We start from the raw sequence: 19,642 nt of genomic DNA on the forward strand, positions 1-19,642 counted from the left end.
ACGATAGATTAAGGTTACACAATGGATATCATTGCATCTTACGGCACGGTATTAATTTTAATTGCCGCAGCAGTTGGCTTTTTTATGGCTTATGGTATTGGCGCAAATGATGTTGCCAATGCAATGGGCACATCAGTAGGCTCTAAAGCGCTAACGATTAAACAAGCGATTTTTATCGCGATGATCTTTGAGTTTGCAGGTGCTTACTTGGCCGGCGGCGAAGTTACATCGACAATTCGTAATGGCATTATTGATTCAACGCCATTTATGGATATTCCTGAATTAATGATATTAGGTATGATTTCTGCGCTTTTTGCAGCAGGCGCCTGGCTATTAATGGCATCATTCTTAGGATGGCCAGTATCAACTACTCACTCTATTATTGGCGCTATTATAGGTTTTGCTTTAGTTGCAGTAGGCAGTGAAGCGATTCATTGGAACAAGGTTGCAGGAATTGTTGGTAGTTGGATAGTAACGCCTGCTATATCGGGTTTTATTGCCTACTTAATATTTATGAGCGCACAAAAGCTTATTTTTGATACGGCTACTCCGCTTAAAAATGCTAAACGTTTCGTGCCTATTTATATGGGCTTAGCTGGCTTTATTATGTCACTTGTGACAATTAAAAAAGGCTTAAAACATATTGGTATTAACTTAGGCACCATAGAAGGTTTTGGGCTATCTATTGCGATTGCAGTAGTAGTAGGCTTTATTGGTAAAATTGCAATTTCACGTTTAAAAATCGACCCTCAGGCCGATAAAAAAATGCAATTTAATAACGTTGAAAAAGTCTTTGCTGTGCTTATGGTCTTAACGGCTTGTAGTATGGCATTTGCTCATGGTTCTAACGACGTTGCTAATGCTATTGGTCCTCTTGCGGCTGTGGTAAGTATTGTTGAAAACAACGGTGAAATTGCAAAACAAGCGGCTATTGCTTGGTGGATATTACCACTAGGTGGTTTTGGTATTGTGGCCGGTTTAGCTATTTTAGGTAAAAAAGTAATTAAAACGATTGGCGAAGGGATCACACATTTAACCCCTAGCCGTGGTTTTGCTGCTGAATTAGCTGCTGCTTCAACAGTTGTAATTGCATCTGGCACAGGCTTACCAATTTCAACTACGCAAACCTTAGTGGGTGCGGTGTTGGGTGTAGGTATGGCACGCGGTATTGCCGCACTGAACATGGGTGTTATTAGAAACATTGTAGTTTCTTGGGTAATTACATTGCCAGTGGGCGCAGGCCTTGCTATTGTTATTTTCTACGTACTAAGAACCGCATTTGGGGTTTAATAAAAAAGTACTTAAAGACTTTTAGCTTGAAAAGATCTCAATGCCCTAGGTGTTGGGGTCTTTTTATCGATTACTTAGCGAGAAAACCCTGTGATCTTTAGTCGCTGGGATGAATCGCTAGCCTTGCTCTCGAATATATTTTCTGATTTTGTTGATAATTCGACAATAGAATTTTTAACGAATTTCCCTAGGTGTCCTACCAATAACTGTTTTCTGTATTTCACAACCAATATTAAATGTAATTCTATTAAATATTGACAATACGATTTATTGTCATATTGCATCTTGACAACCTGAGCTTACACAGTAGTCTATACAGTGTATGAAAAAGACGCTTAGATACAACTACAGGCTAAATCCAACGCCAGAGCAAGAAGTTAAACTCTTTGAGTTTGGCGCGACTTCGCGAGGCATTTGGAATATGTTGTTATCTGAAAACATGCGGCGATATGAGTATGATAAAACGTTTTTGTTTTACAAAGACATGGCCTCGGTTCTTAAAGAGCTAAAGCCTTTTGAAGAGTTTAATTGGATAAAAGCGTTTGATTCTGCTGCGGCTCAGCAAGTTGCTCGCGACTTGGAAACCGCGTTGAAAAATGCATTCTCTAAAGGTCGTTTGCAACGCTTTCCAAAACATAAAATCACTTACAAAAAGAAAAAACTTCACAATGACTCGTTTCGGGCGGTTAACAACTCCAACTGTATTCGCATTGAAAATGGTGCTATTAGTGTCCCTAAAATCGGCAGAGTTCCGATTATTTTACATCGCAAATTAGCAAGTAAAATCAAGACCGTGACTGTTCAGTATCGTCACGGAAAATGGGAATGTAGTATAACTCAAGAAGTGGAATGTAAGGCCGCGCTTCGCGTGTTAAAAACAATTACAGGCTTTGATATTAACTCAAAGCAGACGGTTGTTGGCTCAAACGGTTATGTTGCCGATAATCCAAAGTTTTTAAAGCAATCAAAAGAGAAGCTGAATCAATTGCAACGCCAGCTTGCACGCCGTAAAAAAGGTTCTAATCGCTGGCACAAAACAAAACAACGCATCAATAAATTACATGGTAAAATCTCAAGGCAAAGGCTCGACTTTGCGCATAAAATTTCACGACAGATAACCAATGAAAATGATATTTTAATTTTTGAAAATTTAAATGTAAAAGCAATGCAGAAATTTAATGGCAGTATGGTGGCCGACAACGTAATGGGGCTCATCACTCAGCTTTCAAAGTATAAAACTGAGCTTGAAGGTAAGATCTATCATGAAATTGGCAGATTTGAAAAATCCACAGGGATTTGCAGTGAATGCGGCCAGCATCATGTTTTGACACTGAAAGATAGAAATTTCACTTGTTTGGCTTGCAGGACATATCAAGGTCGCGACTTATCTGCGGCAAAAAGTATAGCTAAAACAGGTGAATTAGATTTAATTGCGGCTGGAATTGTCGCAAGGGTTAACCCCATATCTCAGCAGAAATCAGCTATTAAAACGAAAGTCTTCGAGCTATCGAAGTTTGCTGTTGGATCTGAGAAAAAAGTAGCAGCCTAGCCCAAAAGCTAGATTGTAGAAGCCCAGTGATCTTTAGTCGCTGAGTAGTTCACTTGTGGAAAGAAAAAATGACTAATCTTCCGAGTATAAAACAGCTGCAGTATTTACTTGCAGTACATCAATATCAACATTTTGGCCGCGCTGCTAGTGCGTGCTTTATTGGCCAATCAACATTAAGTACAGCCATTCAAAACTTAGAAGAAACACTAGGCTGCCAACTTATTGAACGTGAAAACCGCAGTTTAATGTTTACCACCATTGGTGAGGAAGTAGTTGAACGTTCGCGCAAAATTATTCACGACACAATCAGTTTAAAAGAGCTCACTAAAAGCTTTTTAACGCCGCTGAGTGGTAAGTTAACCGTAGGGGTTATTCCTACTATTGCGAGCTTTATTGCCGCGCCTTTGTATCATTTTTGTAAGCAAGAATTTTGCGATTTAGAACTGGTATTAGTAGAAGATACTAGCGATAAGTTACTCGATAAATTAGAGCATGGTCAGATAGATTTAGCCTTATTAGCACTGCCGTATCAAACCGATAAGTTTCATACTCAGGTGTTAGCTAGAGATCATTTTAGTTTGGTACATCACAAAGATTACACGCCAGCAAAGAACGTGCAAGACTTTAACTTATTACCCGACGCCAGCGTGTTCTTACTAGAACGTGAGCACTGTATGACCGGGCACGCGCTTAGTGCATGTCATTTAAACCGTGTCAGCTGTATAAACCCGTTTGAAGCAGCCAGCTTGCATACTTTATTGAGCATGGTGGAGTATCAGTTGGGGGTGACCTTTTTACCGCAAATGGCGATTAATGCCGGCATTTTAGATAATAAAAATATGCTAGCAACCCCATCGGCGAATGAGGCATACCGTGAAATTGGTATTTTGTGGCGTAAAACAACCGGACGAATTCGCGACTTTAAATTGTTCTGCCAGCAATTAGAGGTGTTTTTAAAACACCAGTGTAGTTTAGACTTTGCTAAAGAGGCAGCAACAAGCAGCTAAGATAGCTGCTTGTTTTCATGGTTATGGCTTTCATATGGTTCTAGTTTAGGTAAAAAAAGCAAATAAACCCAAACAACCAGATTAAAGTAAGGCACTAGCCCTAATACAGTAAATACCCGAACCGGATAACCTTTAATGTGTGCATATCGGTAACACTGAAACGCAATTGCAAAATGCATAAGTAGTAATAAAACAACTAGCTGTGTCATATTTACCTCCTTAAACTCTAATAACATCCAACATCCAACATCCAACATCCAACATCCAACATCCAACATCCAACATCCAACAAATTGTCGTCTTATTTGGGCTGATTTATAATGTCATGTTTTTTTGCGCTTATCGTATAAATTGCGCGACATTTGCTGATTTGTAAGTAAAGTATAGCCGAGAAAGATAATTATGATAGTAGTAAAGAGCTTAATTTTGTTTACAGCTGTTTATTTTTTGCTAGGTAGTTGTTGGTAAAACGTTTTATTTTTTAAAATCTTTTCAAGTTCACTTTTAACACCTTTAATAGGCATAGGGCGAGCTATAAAATAGCCTTGCCCGTAGTCAACGCCAATTTCTTTTAATGCAAAAAATACTTCTTCGGTTTCTACATACTCAGCCACAGAGCGCTTATCGAGTGAATGACTAATGTCGTTAATGGCCTTTACTAGTGCTAAATCAATAGGGTCGTTGAGCATATCGCAAACAAACGAGCCATCAATTTTTACATGCTGTGCTGGCAGTTGTTTCAAGTAGTTAAAAGTACTGAAGCCGGTGCCAAAATCGTCAATCGAAAAGTGGCAGCCTAAAATATTGAGTTTTTCAATCATTTTACGCGTAGCTGCTAAGTTGTTAATGCTGGCAGATTCGGTAATTTCAAAAATTATTTGTGTTGGTAAAACCTGATACTTTGCTAAATTTGACTCTATTAATGGCACTAAACGCTCATCTAAAAATGACTGCGCAGAGAGATTTATAGCTACTTGGTTAAGTTCTGGGTAGAGGGCAACATTAGCAATGGTGTTACGAATAACGCATTGATCCATTAAAAAAGTATCGTTTAGCATTTCTAATGAAGGAATAAATTGATTAGGAAAAACTAGTTCATCATTTATTTTTAAGCGCAGCAGCACCTCAAAGTAAGCAACTTCATTGCGCCTAAAATCCCAAATTGGTTGGTAATGCAGTTCAATGCTGTCTTGTTGTAGCGCTTGGCGAATACCATGACCCCACTCTAAACCCGTTTGTAGTGTATTGTTATGGGCATCTTGTTTTGCATAGCAATGTACTAAATTACGACCTAAATTTTTAGCGATATACAGGGCAATATCAGCTTGTTTTAAACATTCGCTCGGGTCGCAATTCTTTTCGGTAATTTGAGTTAAACCAATTGAGCAACTGATTGAGTATATTTGCTCCTCAGACTTAAATTGATTTTGTTCAATTGCGTTACATATACCTTCGGCAATTAAATGCGCGTCAAGCAAGTTGGTATGTTTGAGGATCACAGCAAATTCGTCGCCGCCAACTCTACACACTAAATGCTCGGTACTTATGTTTGTTATAAATAATTGCGCTACTTCTTTTAAAACAATATCGCCTTGTTGATGGCCTTTACTGTCGTTAATTATTTTAAAGTGATCTAAATCGATATAAATAAGCGCGTGTTCAATATCAGAATGGGTGTGCTGAGGTTGGCAAATACGATTCAGCTGTTGGTCAAAGTAATAGCGATTATGCAGGCCAGTAAGCGTATCGTGAAGTGCTAAATGGCGCAGCTGCAGTTCCGCTTGTTTTCGTTCATGAATATTGTCGATTGTGGCGGTAATAGTGGCGTTATTATGGCTGTTTTGTATGAGCTGCAGCCGACATTCAACCCAAATTTGGCTGCCATTTTTATGTTGTAGCCTTATTTCAACTTGTTGTTTGTACTCACCACCACAAAGAATGTCGTCTATTGTTGCTTGTAGTTTTACTTGGCATTCAGCAATACAAAAATTAGTTAATTGCTGTTGTAGTGTCGATTTAACACCAAAGCCACTTAATGCTTCCCACGCTGGGTTGATAAAGCGAATAAGCCCTTGCTGATCAAGTTCTAGAACGACAGTATTTAAATGCAATAAAATACGTTGATGCGCAGAAAATAAATCTCGGTATCGCACTTCGCTTATGCTCAGTTGCTCTACTTTGTTAGCAAATTCAGCGTAGCTCACCATAAAGTCTTCGCGACGCGCTGCATGGTCGCATACTTTATTTAAAAATGGCGGATCGTATGGGGCACGTATAAAGTCGGTGACACCCGAAAGTAAAAGCTGCTCCGCATAATCTGCATCATCACTATCTATAATAGTTACAATTGCTTGCATAGGATTATGTTGTAAAATTTCAGATACTAGCACGCTCGACTCTTCTGCTCTTGCAGCGGTTGCATCAAGTAAAACAATTGCAAATTGTTGCTGGTTATAAGCATTAAGCGCGGCTTGGCTCGAGGTAACATGGGTAATCGAAAAGTTTAGCAGTAACGGCTTGCTGATTTCATTGGCTTTAGTGTTAGTCGGCTCTAACAGTAAGAGGTTTAAACGACTGCTTTTTTCTAAATGGTTAGCGAGCACACTTGCCAGCACTTGCGGCAGCATGTCTTGGCGCTCAAAAGGTAATACTGCATCAATACCGTAGCTGCGGGCAGTAGTTTCAGCTATTCGTTCACAATAAATAGGGGGAATAAGTAAGATTGGGGTATTTTTAGGGGTATTTAATAAGCCCGAGCGGATCATTCTTGAGAAGCGCCAGCCATCAATTTTACCTACATCAAGGCCAGTAATAATTATATTAACGGCTTGTTTTTTTAATATTTTTAAAGCTTGTTGGCTATCAGATACTTCTATAAATTCAAAAACATTTAATTTCTCTAAAGTGGCTCGAATAGTGCCACGCTCAGCACTGCTGGCGTTTAATATTAGCAATTTAAGCTGATTTACCACGTTTAGAGTACCCCTAAAAAATCACGATTATTCAAAAGAGTAAGAGTAATGATATTTACCGCTTAGGACAAGCGTATTTACGGCATGATAATAAATGCAGTAAAACAAGTGTAATTTAATGAGAATTTACCTGATTTCTTGAGCTTCATAAGCGATAGATATACACTTGGCGCGACTTTAAATGATGTGGATTACCAACTATGCGCGTGGCTGATTTTAGCTTTGACCTTCCCGACGAATTAATTGCTCGTTTTCCTAAGCAAGACAGAACAAGTAGCCGCTTATTGAGCCTAGATGGCCCAAGTGGTGTAGTTGAGCACAAAGTATTTAGTGATTTGCTTGAATTAGTTAACGAAAATGACTTGTTGGTGTTTAATAACACGCGAGTAATACCCGCCCGTATGTTTGGTCAAAAAGCGTCAGGCGGAAAAGTTGAAGTATTAGTAGAGCGTGTGCTTGATGAGCATAGAGTGCTGGCACATGTGCGCGCGAGTAAATCGCTAAAGCCAGGCAACGAAGTAATTCTTGAAGGCAAGGCAAAAGCAACCATGGTTGCGCGTCACGATACCTTATTTGAGCTGGAGTTTGAGCATAGCCAAAACGTACTCGATATATTAAATGATATTGGCCATATGCCATTACCGCCGTATATAGATCGCCCTGATAACGAAGCCGATCGTGAGCGTTATCAAACCGTGTACGGCGAAAAGCCTGGAGCGGTTGCGGCTCCTACCGCCGGTTTGCATTTTGACGATAAGTTAATGACCGCGCTAAAAAATAAAGGCGTACAAATGGCTTTTGTTACACTGCATGTGGGAGCAGGGACGTTTCAACCGGTGCGTGTTGCCACGGTAGATGAGCACATTATGCACTCAGAATACATAGAAGTGCCAGATGATGTGGTTGCTGCTGTAGCAAACACTAAAGCCAATGGCGGGCGTGTTATTGCCATAGGTACAACGTCTGTACGCTCTCTAGAATCTGCAGCAAAAGTACACGGTGGTAAGTTAGATACTTACTTTGGTGATACCGATATATTTATTTATCCGGGTTATCAATTTAATGTGGTTGATGCCATGATAACGAACTTTCACTTACCAGAGTCAACGCTTATCATGCTGGTAAGTGCCTTTGCCGGACAAAACAATATTATGGGCGCATATAACACCGCCATAGAGCAGCAGTATCGTTTTTTTAGTTATGGCGATGCGATGTTTTTAACCCGTAAATAAACACCACAAAATTTACTTGTTTAAGCTGGCTATTTGCTTTTAAATCAGCATTGAATTTACCGCAGTTAATAGTATTAACGCAGTAAAAAGGGTAGAATCGAGCGGTTAAATTATAGCTTGTTGGACTGTTTTTCCGACATTGAGGACAATATGAAATTTGAATTAGACACTACAGACGGTAAAGCGCGCCGCGGCCGCTTGATTTTTGACCGTGGTGTAATAGAAACTCCAGCATTTATGCCTGTAGGTACTTACGGTACTGTTAAAGGCATGACACCGGATGAAGTAAAAGCAACAGGCGCGCAAGTTTGTTTAGGTAATACGTTTCACCTAATGCTGCGCCCAGGCACTGAAATCATTAAGCAACACGGTGGTTTACATAAGTTTATGAATTGGGATTTCCCGATTCTAACTGACTCAGGTGGCTTCCAGGTGTTCAGCCTAGGTGCTATGCGTAAAATTACCGAAGAAGGCGTATTATTTAGCTCCCCAGTAAATGGCGAGAAAATTATGATGACGCCAGAATCATCAATGCAAGTACAGCGCGACTTGGGTTCAGATATCGTGATGATTTTTGACGAATGTACACCATACCCTGCTACCGAAAAAGAAGCTAAAGATTCAATGGAATTGTCACTTCGCTGGGCTAAACGCTCAAAAGAAGGCCATGGCGACAACCCATCTGCACTGTTTGGTATTATTCAAGGTGGTATGTACCCAGAGTTACGTGCACAATCGCAAGCCGGACTTGAAGAAATAGGCTTTGATGGCTATGCATTAGGTGGTTTATCGGTAGGTGAGCCGAAAAACGAAATGATCAATATTCTTGATCACTGCGCGTACAAAATGCCAGCAGACAAACCACGTTATTTAATGGGTGTAGGTAAGCCAGAAGACTTAGTTGAGTCGGTACGCCGTGGTATTGATATGTTTGACTGTGTTATGCCAACCCGTAACGCTCGTAATGGTCATTTATTTATAACCACAGGTGTGGTTAAAATACGTAACGCAGTACATAAAACAGATACTGGCCCGCTTGACCCTGAGTGTGATTGCCATACCTGTGGAAACTACTCACGTGCCTATTTACATCACCTTGATAAATGTAACGAAATTTTAGGCGCACGATTAAACACTATTCATAACTTACGTTATTATCAACGTGTTATGGAAGGCTTACGTAACGCAATTAGCGCAGGTAAGTTAGATGAGTTCGTTCAGGATTTTTATGCTCGCCGTGGCCAAGACGTGCCAGAGCTTGCAGATATAACAAATTAAATTTTAAAAATTAAAGAGGAAGTATCATGAGTTTATTTATTTCGAATGCCCACGCAAGTACTGGTTCTGCATCTGCCGGTGGCGGAATGGAAATGCTAATAATGTTAGCTATTTTCGGTTTGGTTTTTTACTTTTTGATTTATCGCCCGCAAGCTAAGCGTGTTAAAGAGCATAAAAGCTTAATGAGCGCGATGGCTAAAGGTGATGAAGTACTTACCCAAGGCGGTTTAGTGGGTAAAATAGTAAAAATTGCAGATGATAAAGATTTTGTTGTTATCTCATTAAACGAGCAAGCAGAAGTAACAGTACAAAAATCAGCCGTAACTGCGGTATTGCCAAAAGGCACAATGAAGTCGCTATAAAAATAATAAGGACGACCCCGTGTTAAACAAGTTTCCACTTTGGAAGTATTTACTTGTTTTAGCTGTGGTAGCCGTTGGCCTTTTATACGCCTCTCCAAACTTGTATGGTCGCGATCCGGCTATACAAGTTTCTGGCGCTAAAGGTGCTGATGTTGATCTCAGTGTAATAGACAAAGTAAACGCAACCCTCAAAAAACATAACGTTAGTGTTAAATCAACGAAACTCGAAGATGGGCAAATACTCGTTCGCTTTAGAAACGTTGAAGAGCAGCTAAAAGCGCAAGATTTATTGCGTAACTCTCTTAGCGATGATTACATTTCTGCTATAAACATGGCTCCAGCGCAACCAGCTTGGTTAAAAGCGGTTGGCGGCAACCCAATGAAGCTAGGCCTAGACTTAAGTGGTGGTGTGCATTTCACCATGGAAATTGACATGGCGACAGCCGTTGATAACCAGCTTGAGCAAATGGAAGAAGACTTTCGTAGCGACCTACGTGAAGAAAAACTTCGTTATCGCAGTGTTCGCCGTGTAGCGGGCTCTGATCGTATGCGTGTAGAAATGCGCAGCGAAGAAGATAAAGACGCTGCAGAGCGCTTCTTAAAGACGCAGTATCCATTAAATGTATACATAGATGATAGCAGTAACGATAACGCATTTTATGCGACTATGAGTGAGCAAAAACTCAAAGAAATTCGTGATTACGCTATCAAGCAAAACGAAACGATTATTCGTAACCGTATTAACCAAATTGGTGTTGCTGAGCCAAACGTACAGCGCCAAGGTGCTGAGCGAATTATTGTGCAACTACCCGGCATTCAAGATACTGCTCGTGCTAAAGAGATTTTAGGCGCAACGGCCACACTTGAGTTTCGCGAAGTAGAAGAAAACGCCGATATTAGCGCTGCTGCTCAAGGTCGCATCCCACCGGGTACTGAAATGATCATGAGCCGTGACGGTTACCCTGTGGTACTTAAAAAACGTATTATTCTTGAAGGTAGCCATATTACTGGCGCGCAATCAGGTAGCGATGAATACCAACGCCCGCAAGTAAGTATTACGCTAGATAGCAAAGGTGGGGCAAAAATGAATGCCTTTACCAAGCGAGCTATTGGTAAGCGCATGGCCACGGTATTTATTGAATACAAACCATCAGGTAAAAAAGATGCCGACGGTAAAGCGCTTCCGCCTATTAAGGTTGAAGAAGTTATTAACGTAGCAACTATTCAAGCACGCCTTGATCGCTCGTTCCGTATTACCGGTATTGATAACCCAGCAGAAGCACATAACTTAAGCTTATTACTACGTGCTGGTGCACTTGTAGCGCCAATTCAAATAGTTGAAGAGCGCACCGTAGGGCCAAGCTTAGGGCAAGAAAACATTGAAGCAGGTATGACCGCGGTAGCACTTGGTTTTGCATTCGTACTTGCATTTATGCTTATTTACTACAAAGGCTTTGGCATGGTTGCTAACCTTGCGCTTGCTGCTAACTTAGTACTTATTATTGGTGTTATGTCGTTAATTCCAGGCGCAACGCTTACTTTGCCTGGTATTGCCGGTATTGTACTAACTGTAGGTATGGCGGTTGATGCCAACGTACTTATTTTTGAACGTATTCGTGAAGAGTTGGCCGATGGCCGTAGCCCTCAACAAGCCGTTCATTTTGGTTATGACAGTGCATTTAGCACTATTTTCGATGCCAATATTACCACCTTAATTGCTGCCGTTATTTTGTTTGCTGTGGGCACTGGCCCAATTGCAGGCTTTGCGGTTACGTTAGCAATTGGTATTTTAACGTCAATGTTTACAGCTATTGTTGGTACACGTGCGATTATCAACTTATTTATCGGCGGTAAACGTGTTGATAAACTTTCAATTTAAGGAGTAGCCATGCAAATTTTAAAATTGGGTAGCAAAACCCTACGTTTCATGTCTCTTCGTAAAGTGGCAATGGGTTTTTCAACGTTATTAATTTTAGCGGCATTTATATCGGTTTTCACTAAAGGCTTAAACTTTGGTTTAGACTTTACCGGTGGTACTGCCGTAGAAGTTGGCTTTTCGCAACCTGCAGATCTTAAAAAGGTGCGTAATGTACTTGCCGAAAATGGCTTTGCAGATGCATCGGTACAATTGTTTGGTTCAAGCCAAGAAATTTTAGTTCGTTTAGCGCCGCGCGGCGATGACGTAAAAGCTGAAGTTATTGGTAACCAAGTTATTGCTGCATTAAAGCTAGCAGACGAAAGCGTAGTAATGCGCCGTATTGAGTTTGTTGGCCCAAGCGTAGGTGAAGACCTAAAAGAGCAGGGTGGCCTGGCCATGTTAACTGCGCTTATTTGTATCTTGATTTATGTAGCGTTTCGCTTTGAATGGCGTTTTGCAGTAGGCGCAGTAAGCGGCTTAATTCACGATGTTATTATTACCGTTGGCTTATTTTCGGTATTAGGTTTAGAGTTCGATTTAACCATATTAGCGGCTATATTAGCGGTAATAGGTTACTCGCTAAACGATACCATTGTAGTATCTGACCGTATTCGTGAAAACTTCCGCAAAGTACGTATTGATGACACGATAGAAATTATCGATATTTCTTTAACACAAACGCTTAATCGTACCTTAGTAACGTCAATTACCACTATTTTAGTATTAATTGCCTTGTTTATTTGGGGCGGTCAAACCATTCATGGCTTTGCTACAGCATTGTTATTTGGTGTGTTTATTGGTACTTATTCATCTATTTACGTTGCCAGCTCAGTTGCTATTGCACTTGGCGTAAGTAAAGAAGATTTAATACCAGAAGTGATTGAAAAAGAAGGTGCTGATCTAGACGCTATGCCGTAATAGATTTGTAAGCCGATATTAACCGCCCATCTGGGCGGTTTTTTATTGCCTGCAGATTGCCATAAAAATGTCATATTCGCTTGCTACTTTACCTTGAGTAAATCGTAATAGAGCTTAGCAATAATGAAGCAGCGTAAATTATTAAATGAAATTTTAGAAAATGGCACAATTACCACCTTGTTTCAGCCGCTTTTTGATATTAGCAGGCAGACCATTCTCGGTTATGAAGCACTCAGCAGAGGGCCTAAAAATAGCTGTTTAGAAATGCCTAATACACTGTTTCAGGTGGCTCATCAATATGGTCTTATTTCAGAGCTTGAGCTACTGTGCCGCTCTAAAGCTATTGAGAACTTTGTGCATTTGAAGCTGCAGGGCAAACTATTTTTAAATGTTAGTCCTAAAACGTTACTCGACCCAAGTCATCCTAAAGGCGAAACACTGCATCTCATTAAGCAGTTTGGTTTAGCAGCTCATCGGGTGGTGATAGAGGTAACAGAGCAAGAAAGAGTCGAGGATGAGTTTTTACTACAAAAAACCATGGCACATTACCGCTCTTTAGGCTTCACTATTGCAATTGATGACTTAGGTACGGGGTATTCTGGTTTAAAGCAATGGTCGGAGTTATGCCCAGACTTTGTCAAAATCGATCGTTATTTTATCGATCATTGCGATAAAAGTGTGGTTAAAAAAGAGTTTTTAAAGTTAATAACAGCTCTGGCAAAAGTAACCAATACGACAGTGATTGCAGAGGGAATTGAGCGAGCAGAAGAGCTAACTGTGTTAGAAGGAATGGGTATCAACTATGTGCAAGGGTTTTTACTTGAACGACCAAGTAATAAACCAAGTTATGTGCTTTCAGCAAGGCAAATTCAAGCACTGAGCTTTGCCGCAAATACAAACCAGTTAAATAACTCTATGGCTATTGGTTGGCTTGCAGTAGCGCAGCAAACTATTGATAGCGAAACCAGTTGTAAAGACGCCCATGCGCTATTTGAACGAGATAAATCGATTGCCAGCCTAGTGGTAATTAATTCGCAGTGTCAGCCAATTGGTTTGCTCCACAAAGAGCAACTTAGTGAAGTGTTTGCAGCGGCCTATGGCCATGCTTTGTATGACAAGCGTGCGGCCACTGTAGTAATGGACAGGCAACCGCTAGTGGTAGATGAAAACCAGCTGCTAGATAACGTTAGTCAGCAAATTACCGAATGCGACTTTGATATTCGCCGCCATATAGTGATCACCCGAGGGCAGCAGTATTTAGGCATTGTGCCAGTACGCGACATATTAAAACATATAACAGATGAAAAAATTCGTCATGCGCAGCACGCTAACCCATTAACTATGTTACCCGGTAATCTAGCTCTTAACGATGCCATAGAGCGGCGTTTAGCTACACAAAAGGCGTTTTCATTGGCGTATTTAGATTTGAACCATTTTAAACAGTTTAATGATTTGTTTGGTTATGCTAGCGGCGATAGTGTAATTAAACTATTAGCAAATATTACGATGCAGGCGTGTAGTAATACAAACAGTTTTTTTGGCCATATTGGCGGCGATGACTTTATGGTGCTATTTGATGATAATAATGCTGCCGCAGTGTGCGAGCATATTATTCGCCAATTTGAAATAGAATCACAGGTGTTTTTTAGTTCCGAACATATTAAAAATAAGGGATATTGGAGTGCAAATAGAGAAGGGAAGCCACAATTTGTGCCATTAGTAACACTGGCAATAGGCTTAGTTACTCCCGATTTACACCATTATAAGAATAGCCATCAGGTTGCAGCATTGGCAAGTAATGCTAAAAAATCAGCAAAGCGCTTTGCTCATAGCCATTTGTTTTTATGTCAGCGTAGTAAGCCAAGTAGTGTGGTTGCTAGGTTAGAAAAACAAGCAGTTTAATCGTCATAAATAATTTTTTGCAGACAACAAAAAAGGAGCCTAAGCTCCTTTTTTAAACCATGCAGTTTTTATTAACGAAGTAATGACTCAGTTAATACAGGGCGAATTTCGCGAATTATTGCTTGAGTTAGCTTAGGTGCGCCACAGATAATGTTACCACTATTGTTATAGTTTACGCCGCCAGCAAAATCTACAACCATGCCGCCTGCTTCTTTTACTAATAGCTCGCCTGCAGCAGTATCCCAAGGTTTTAAACCAATTTCGAAAAAGCCATCAACGCGTCCAGCAGCAACATAAGCCATGTCTAGCGCAGCAGAGCCCGCACGACGGATATCAGCTGTATGTATGAATAAAGCTTTAAACGCTTCTGTGTATGCATCTAGGTGTTGTTTTTGCTTGAAAGGGAAGCCAGTAGCTAAGATTGAACCGCCTAAATCAACTGTTTTAGAAACGCGTAAACGTTTGCTATTAAGTTGTGCGCCTTGACCACGAGAGGCAGTGAAAAGCTCACCACGAATTGGATCATAAATAACGGCTTGGTCTAAACGACCTTTTACTTTAAGTGCGATAGAAACCGCAAAATGAGGAATACCCTTGATGAAGTTAGTTGTGCCATCAAGCGGGTCAACAATCCATTGGTAATCTGCATCTTTACCTTTATGCTCGCCTAATTCTTCACCAACAATGCAGTGATCAGGGTAAGAGCGTAAAATGGTGTCGCGAATTATAGCTTCAGCTTCTTTATCAATGTTAGTCACTAAATCGTTAGTGCCTTTTTGTTGAACTTCAACTTTTGATAAATCTTCACTTGCACGAAGTATAATTTTGCCTGCGTTACGCGCAGCGCGAACCGCAATGTTTAACATTGGATGCATGGTATTACCTTTGGGTTGTAAAAGAACGTTTATATATTTTAGCTGGCGTATTTTAGCGACTTTTGCCATAAAGTAAACAACAAAGCCTAAATACTTTTGTTTGTTTTTTATACTTGCTTGATGTGCAGAGCATTTTATAGAAATTCAGCATTGATGAATCTGCAAAGCACTTTTTAAATGTGTTCTAGTGCTTTAAAAATTTAGCATGTTTTTTACTCTTTAACCTGGGCCCAAGTTAAAAGCTATGAACATGCTTTTATTTTCACTACTGAGAACTTTTTACCGATAAGTCGGTAAAAAAGTGATGTATACAAAGTAAAGTTATTTTATATCCCGCCTTAACTATCTGATTTTACTTATTTATTAAAGTTGGCCTAAAGCTGGCATTAGTTAAAGTGTCTTTAATCAAAAGGAGAAAGATTATGAAAACATTTAACAAATCTATCATTGCGGCGTTAGTTTTAGGTACTACGGCTATGGGTGCTCAAGCGAGCAGCTGGGAAAATGAAAGTAAAGATGCTTGGATTGATGGTAAGGCTGAAACAGTGCTTCTTATGAACACTAACCTCAATAACTTTGACATCAACACTGATGTAAAAAATGGCAAAGTTATACTAACAGGTAAAGTTAATAGCGAACTCGACAAAGAGTTAGCAGAAGAACTTGTACTGAGTTTAGATGGTGTAACCGATGTTGATAACCAGCTTACTGTTGTGAAAAACATGAACAGTAAAAGCCATGACAACATGAAAGATGATGATGGTAGCGGCTTAACCGACGCTAAAATTACCACAGTCATCACAACGCGTTATTTATTTAACTCAGAAGTTGGTGGTACAAACATTGATGTAGATACTGACAACGGTGTAGTTACTCTTACCGGTACAGTGAACTCAGATGCTGAAAAACAGCTTGCAGTAAAAATTGCTAAAAATGCAGAAGATGTTCGCGATGTAGTAGATAAACTAACGATAGTTGCAAAGTAACATAGTATTTATAAAACCCAGCTCTGCTGGGTTTTTGCTTATAAGTTTTTTAGTTTATAAATAAGGAGAATATTTATGGATATTATACGTATTATTTTTTCAATCTTACTGCCACCACTGGGAGTATTTTTACAGGTGGGTTTAGGCTTACATTTTTGGATAAATATTTTACTTACGTTGTTTGGTTACTTCCCTGGAGTAATACATGCAATATACATTATCGCAAAAAAATAATTCATTTCTGTTTGTCGCGTAATATAAGCTGTAAGTTGCTTATTTAAAGCCCAATTTTTAAATTACGCGATATACAGCCTTCCATTTCACTTTTACTTAGCTGCCAGTATTAACCCTAAATTCTGCAAATTTTAATATTATACCCATAAAAAGATTACTATTTAAGCAGTTAGACCATTGATTGTTAAAATAAAGACTTTTGCTAGTGACAAGCCTCTAAAAACTTTTTATACTGCACCCCGCTTTAGTCGCTATGTGACTAAACGCTTCTTAAAAAATTAACTGTTTACAGTTATACAAAAAGTTGGCCCCTTAGCTCAGTTGGTTAGAGCACACGACTCATAATCGTTAGGTCCCCAGTTCGAGTCTGGGAGGGGCCACCATTTTTAAATATACCTACTAAAAATCATTCCAATCATTAACTAATGAATAGCTCTATGTTGTGTTAATTACACTTTAAGTATATTTTTGCCTGTTTCATTATAAAATAATAAATAGAATTGTTTTACGGCAATAAAAAATCCCTAGTTAGGGATTTTTTACAGAGTACTTATTAACGCTTTTAAGTTAATACCTATATTATTAATAACATGATCATTCTGACTTATTAAGTAGCTAATTAACCGCGTTAGAAATAGCCTATAGGTCACTATACATTATGACTTTGATTAGTGATTAAGCTGTTTTTTTGGTACTAGAATTGTTCACTAATTTAATGTGACGGGTAAAATAAATTAATTTTTACGGTAGATCTCATGTTCAATATCGTAAATATTAACGCTTAAACTGTCTGATGCTCTGCAATAGGTTTTTAAACACTCAAGTAGTTGCTCACTTAACATTTGTTTTTGCTCAATAGAACGTCCCGCCAAAATGTGTACCGCAATATGTATAAACCCCGACCCGCCTGCGCCAAGTAGATATTGCTGATAGGAAATAGCGCGTGTTTTTATGGTTTCTAAATCAAATAAATTACTTTGGAAAGCGGCGTTGTGAATTTTTTCTACAAGTACTTGTGGTAATACAGGGAGGTCTTCTGAGTGTTCAATAATAATGTGCGGCATTTAGGCGTTCCTATTATGAGTTACTACATGTGTGAACCTTATTATACCAAATACCAGGTTACCCGCTAACCCCTACAATGCTGAATTAGCATCTTTTTGTTTTGCACAATTAGCCATTAAGAAGTGTTATGGTGCGGCAAAGGTGAATGTATATAGCGCAATGTTTATTTTTTACAACATGTGTTTTGTAGCTGTAAATACGTTTAGTATAGAAGAATAAACCGTATCCCTCTTTAAGTATGTTGGAGAACACGATGAAGTATTTAAAAGTCAGCTTTTTACTCGCAGGTATGCTTACCTTAACAGCGTGCTCAGATGATGTTGCCTCTGTAAGCCTTGGGTTATTTACCACCAAGGATGTAATTGTAAATTCGCAACAAGACCCTTTAGTCACTGGGGTAACGTGCCATATTAGCCATATAGAAGCTAATTTAGATTTTTCAGATCCTTCTGATATGTCAATTTCGTGTCGGCAAACCGGGGTTATTACCGCAGAGCAATTGCAGCAGATTGATCGGAGTAAATCTGGGGAAGTGGTATTTAAATCATCTAAAAGTATTTTGTTTAAATCATTAAAAGTGCGTCGTATTTACGATGCTAAAGCACATACCTTATTGTATTTGTCGTACTCGACTAAAGAGTCTACGGGGAGTCATCATCATGCGTTATCTACTGTGCCATTATACAATACACAAGCATGGCAATGGGCGCTTGGGCAAGAGCGAGAGTAAGCTATGTTAGCGTTATTTAAGCCCAAACCATTACTGGCTGAGCAAGAGCAGCAATGGTTAATTGATACCTTTATATGGGCAGTTGAAAACTTTGATGTTGAGTTTTTTACCCAGCATACGCAAATCACTTTGCCCACGGTTGAGTTCTTTCCCGACTCGGTATCGAGTATTGAAGAAATGGCCACTAAGGTATTTAACCGCGTAAGTAGTTATGCGGGTATGACAGCGTGGCCTATTCAACTAGTTGCACCGCAGCAGCTCACTCCACAGGTTTTTCCACAGTTTAAATTTAGCCAACAACTACGTGGCGAAGGCGCTAAATTAATTGTACCGCCTAGCCAGGCTATTAATATTTCGTTTAATCCAAATCAAGTAAACCAGCCACAAGACTTAGTTGCCAGTTTTGCTGGAACGTTAGCGACTATTTTAATTCATCATGTAGGCGTATTACCACCGGGCGGAAAAGACTACTTAGCGCAAGCTGCTGATGCACTGGCTTGCTTTTTAGGCTTTGGGGTAATGATGAGCAATACGGTATATCAGTTTAAGGGCGGCTGTGGCTCGTGTTATAACCCTTATGCAAATCGCGAAGCGTCGTTGAACGAAACCCATACGGTATTTATGCATGCGTTAGTGAGTTACTTTAAAAATGATAAACGCTCTAAGCAGCATTTAAAACCGCATTTGCGCGGCCAATTTAAAAAAGCGCAAAAAGAAATTAAAGCATTAGTCAATAACTCAGCTAACCCGCTGTTATTAGCGTATATGCCAAACTAAGCAGAGATATTGTGTGAATTACTTAGACGAATTTTTACTGATTGCCGTAGCGCACTTTTTTGCAGTAGCAAGCCCAGGGCCCGATTTTGCTGTGGTATTAAAGCAAAGTGTGCAGCAAGGTAGGCGCAATGCTCTTTGGACTAGTGCAGGTGTTGGTGCGGCTATTTTATCATTTGAGCCGAAAAACTCCGTCCTTTAGGTCGGGGATGTAAGGTTTTAGCGCAACGCGCTAACAATAGAGCTTGAATCTTACAAAAACACTGTGTATCTTGTAAGGCATGAAAGAGATAGCGGTTAAACAACGGTTCTACCCAACACCTGAGCAAGTAACCTTACTTGAACAGACGTTTGGCTGTACGCGTTTTGTTTACAACTCTATTCTTCGTTGGCGTACTGATGCTTACTACAATGAGCAAATCAAGATTAACTACAGCAAAGCATCAAGCTATCTAACTGAACTCAAGAAAAACCCTGAGTTCCCTTGGCTTAATGATGTTTCTAGCGTTCCTTTGCAGCAAGCAATCAGAAACCAACAAACTGCTTTTAA

At 39.7% G+C, this 19,642-nt stretch carries 18 protein-coding genes, 1 tRNA gene and 1 pseudogene; 16 read left to right on the forward strand and 4 right to left on the reverse strand.

Going from position 1 to position 19,642, the window contains the following annotated elements:
- Positions 1-21 precede the first annotated feature (21 nt).
- From AAEZ22_RS11230 to AAEZ22_RS11240, 3 genes are all read left to right on the forward strand, one after another.
- The gene (locus AAEZ22_RS11230; protein ID WP_197182591.1) at positions 22-1,290 is read left to right on the forward strand and encodes an inorganic phosphate transporter; all 1,269 of its coding nucleotides are present in this window, start codon (positions 22-24) and stop codon (positions 1,288-1,290) included.
- A 322-nt stretch (positions 1,291-1,612) separates the two neighbouring features.
- Positions 1,613-2,839, forward strand: a complete 1,227-nt coding sequence (locus AAEZ22_RS11235; protein ID WP_339686155.1) for an RNA-guided endonuclease InsQ/TnpB family protein — start codon at positions 1,613-1,615, stop codon at positions 2,837-2,839.
- Between the two features lie 68 nt (positions 2,840-2,907).
- Positions 2,908-3,846 carry a hydrogen peroxide-inducible genes activator gene (locus AAEZ22_RS11240; RefSeq protein WP_339686158.1) on the forward strand — a complete coding sequence of 313 codons (939 nt, stop codon included), beginning with the start codon at positions 2,908-2,910 and terminating at the stop codon, positions 3,844-3,846.
- On the opposite strand, the gene AAEZ22_RS11245 is transcribed toward AAEZ22_RS11240, so the two are convergent.
- Both AAEZ22_RS11245 and AAEZ22_RS11250 read right to left on the reverse strand, forming a co-directional pair.
- Positions 3,843-4,055 carry a hypothetical protein gene (locus AAEZ22_RS11245; protein WP_011327029.1) on the reverse strand — a complete coding sequence of 71 codons (213 nt, stop codon included), beginning with the start codon at positions 4,053-4,055 and terminating at the stop codon, positions 3,843-3,845. The genes AAEZ22_RS11240 and AAEZ22_RS11245 overlap by 4 nt on opposite strands.
- Before the next feature lie 231 nt (positions 4,056-4,286).
- Positions 4,287-6,818, reverse strand: a complete 2,532-nt coding sequence (locus AAEZ22_RS11250) for a GGDEF/EAL domain-containing response regulator (protein WP_182677001.1) — start codon at positions 6,816-6,818, stop codon at positions 4,287-4,289.
- Between the two features lie 200 nt (positions 6,819-7,018).
- On the opposite strand from AAEZ22_RS11250, the gene queA reads away from it, so the two are divergent.
- The 6 genes from queA to AAEZ22_RS11280 all read left to right on the forward strand — a co-directional run bounded on the left by queA (position 7,019) and on the right by AAEZ22_RS11280 (position 14,428).
- Positions 7,019-8,050: a tRNA preQ1(34) S-adenosylmethionine ribosyltransferase-isomerase QueA gene (gene queA / locus AAEZ22_RS11255; RefSeq protein ID WP_011327031.1), complete on the forward strand. Its 1,032-nt coding sequence runs from the start codon at positions 7,019-7,021 to the stop codon at positions 8,048-8,050.
- Positions 8,051-8,200: 150 nt separating this feature from the next.
- Positions 8,201-9,328 carry a tRNA guanosine(34) transglycosylase Tgt gene (gene tgt / locus AAEZ22_RS11260; RefSeq protein ID WP_011327032.1) on the forward strand — a complete coding sequence of 376 codons (1,128 nt, stop codon included), beginning with the start codon at positions 8,201-8,203 and terminating at the stop codon, positions 9,326-9,328.
- A gap of 26 nt (positions 9,329-9,354) precedes the next feature.
- Entirely contained in the window at positions 9,355-9,690 is a 336-nt protein-coding gene (gene yajC, locus AAEZ22_RS11265) for a preprotein translocase subunit YajC (RefSeq protein ID WP_011327033.1), read from the forward strand.
- Positions 9,691-9,709: 19 nt separating this feature from the next.
- The gene (gene secD / locus AAEZ22_RS11270; protein ID WP_011327034.1) at positions 9,710-11,569 is read left to right on the forward strand and encodes a protein translocase subunit SecD; all 1,860 of its coding nucleotides are present in this window, start codon (positions 9,710-9,712) and stop codon (positions 11,567-11,569) included.
- Between the two features lie 9 nt (positions 11,570-11,578).
- Positions 11,579-12,526: a protein translocase subunit SecF gene (gene secF, locus AAEZ22_RS11275; protein ID WP_011327035.1), complete on the forward strand. Its 948-nt coding sequence runs from the start codon at positions 11,579-11,581 to the stop codon at positions 12,524-12,526.
- Positions 12,527-12,649: 123 nt separating this feature from the next.
- A complete protein-coding gene (locus AAEZ22_RS11280; protein ID WP_424451446.1) occupies positions 12,650-14,428 on the forward strand; it encodes a GGDEF domain-containing protein in 1,779 nt (592 codons plus the stop codon).
- A gap of 71 nt (positions 14,429-14,499) precedes the next feature.
- Here AAEZ22_RS11280 and suhB read toward each other — a convergent pair whose 3' ends face one another.
- Complete coding sequence (gene suhB, locus AAEZ22_RS11285) at positions 14,500-15,303, reverse strand: inositol-1-monophosphatase (protein WP_011327036.1); 804 nt, start codon at positions 15,301-15,303, stop codon at positions 14,500-14,502.
- Between the two features lie 422 nt (positions 15,304-15,725).
- Between suhB and AAEZ22_RS11290 the strand changes: the two genes are divergently transcribed.
- From AAEZ22_RS11290 to AAEZ22_RS11300, 3 genes are all read left to right on the forward strand, one after another.
- Positions 15,726-16,289: a BON domain-containing protein gene (locus tag AAEZ22_RS11290; RefSeq protein WP_011327038.1), complete on the forward strand. Its 564-nt coding sequence runs from the start codon at positions 15,726-15,728 to the stop codon at positions 16,287-16,289.
- A 75-nt stretch (positions 16,290-16,364) separates the two neighbouring features.
- Entirely contained in the window at positions 16,365-16,523 is a 159-nt protein-coding gene (locus AAEZ22_RS11295) for a YqaE/Pmp3 family membrane protein (RefSeq protein WP_011327039.1), read from the forward strand.
- A gap of 306 nt (positions 16,524-16,829) precedes the next feature.
- Positions 16,830-16,906 (forward strand) — tRNA-Ile (locus AAEZ22_RS11300).
- Between the two features lie 351 nt (positions 16,907-17,257).
- Here AAEZ22_RS11300 and AAEZ22_RS11305 read toward each other — a convergent pair.
- Positions 17,258-17,587 carry a 5-carboxymethyl-2-hydroxymuconate Delta-isomerase gene (locus tag AAEZ22_RS11305; RefSeq protein WP_011327042.1) on the reverse strand — a complete coding sequence of 110 codons (330 nt, stop codon included), beginning with the start codon at positions 17,585-17,587 and terminating at the stop codon, positions 17,258-17,260.
- 254 nt (positions 17,588-17,841) lie between these two features.
- Here AAEZ22_RS11305 and AAEZ22_RS11310 point away from each other — a divergent pair, with 254 nt between their 5' ends.
- The 4 genes and pseudogenes from AAEZ22_RS11310 to AAEZ22_RS11325 all read left to right on the forward strand — a co-directional run.
- On the forward strand, positions 17,842-18,318 hold the full coding sequence (locus tag AAEZ22_RS11310) for a CreA family protein (protein WP_083497484.1): 477 nt from the start codon (positions 17,842-17,844) through the stop codon (positions 18,316-18,318).
- 3 nt (positions 18,319-18,321) lie between these two features.
- On the forward strand, positions 18,322-19,095 hold the full coding sequence (locus AAEZ22_RS11315) for a hypothetical protein (protein WP_179808261.1): 774 nt from the start codon (positions 18,322-18,324) through the stop codon (positions 19,093-19,095).
- Between the two features lie 13 nt (positions 19,096-19,108).
- A pseudogene (locus AAEZ22_RS11320) lies at positions 19,109-19,264 on the forward strand (LysE family transporter); the annotation flags it as partial.
- A gap of 109 nt (positions 19,265-19,373) precedes the next feature.
- Positions 19,374-19,642 (forward strand): helix-turn-helix domain-containing protein (locus AAEZ22_RS11325; protein ID WP_352297265.1); only part of this gene is annotated, 269 nt, incomplete at its 3' end.

Source organism: Pseudoalteromonas sp. 20-MNA-CIBAN-0454 (assembly GCF_040308685.1).
GTDB classification, from domain to species: Bacteria; Pseudomonadota; Gammaproteobacteria; order Enterobacterales; family Alteromonadaceae; genus Pseudoalteromonas; species Pseudoalteromonas nigrifaciens.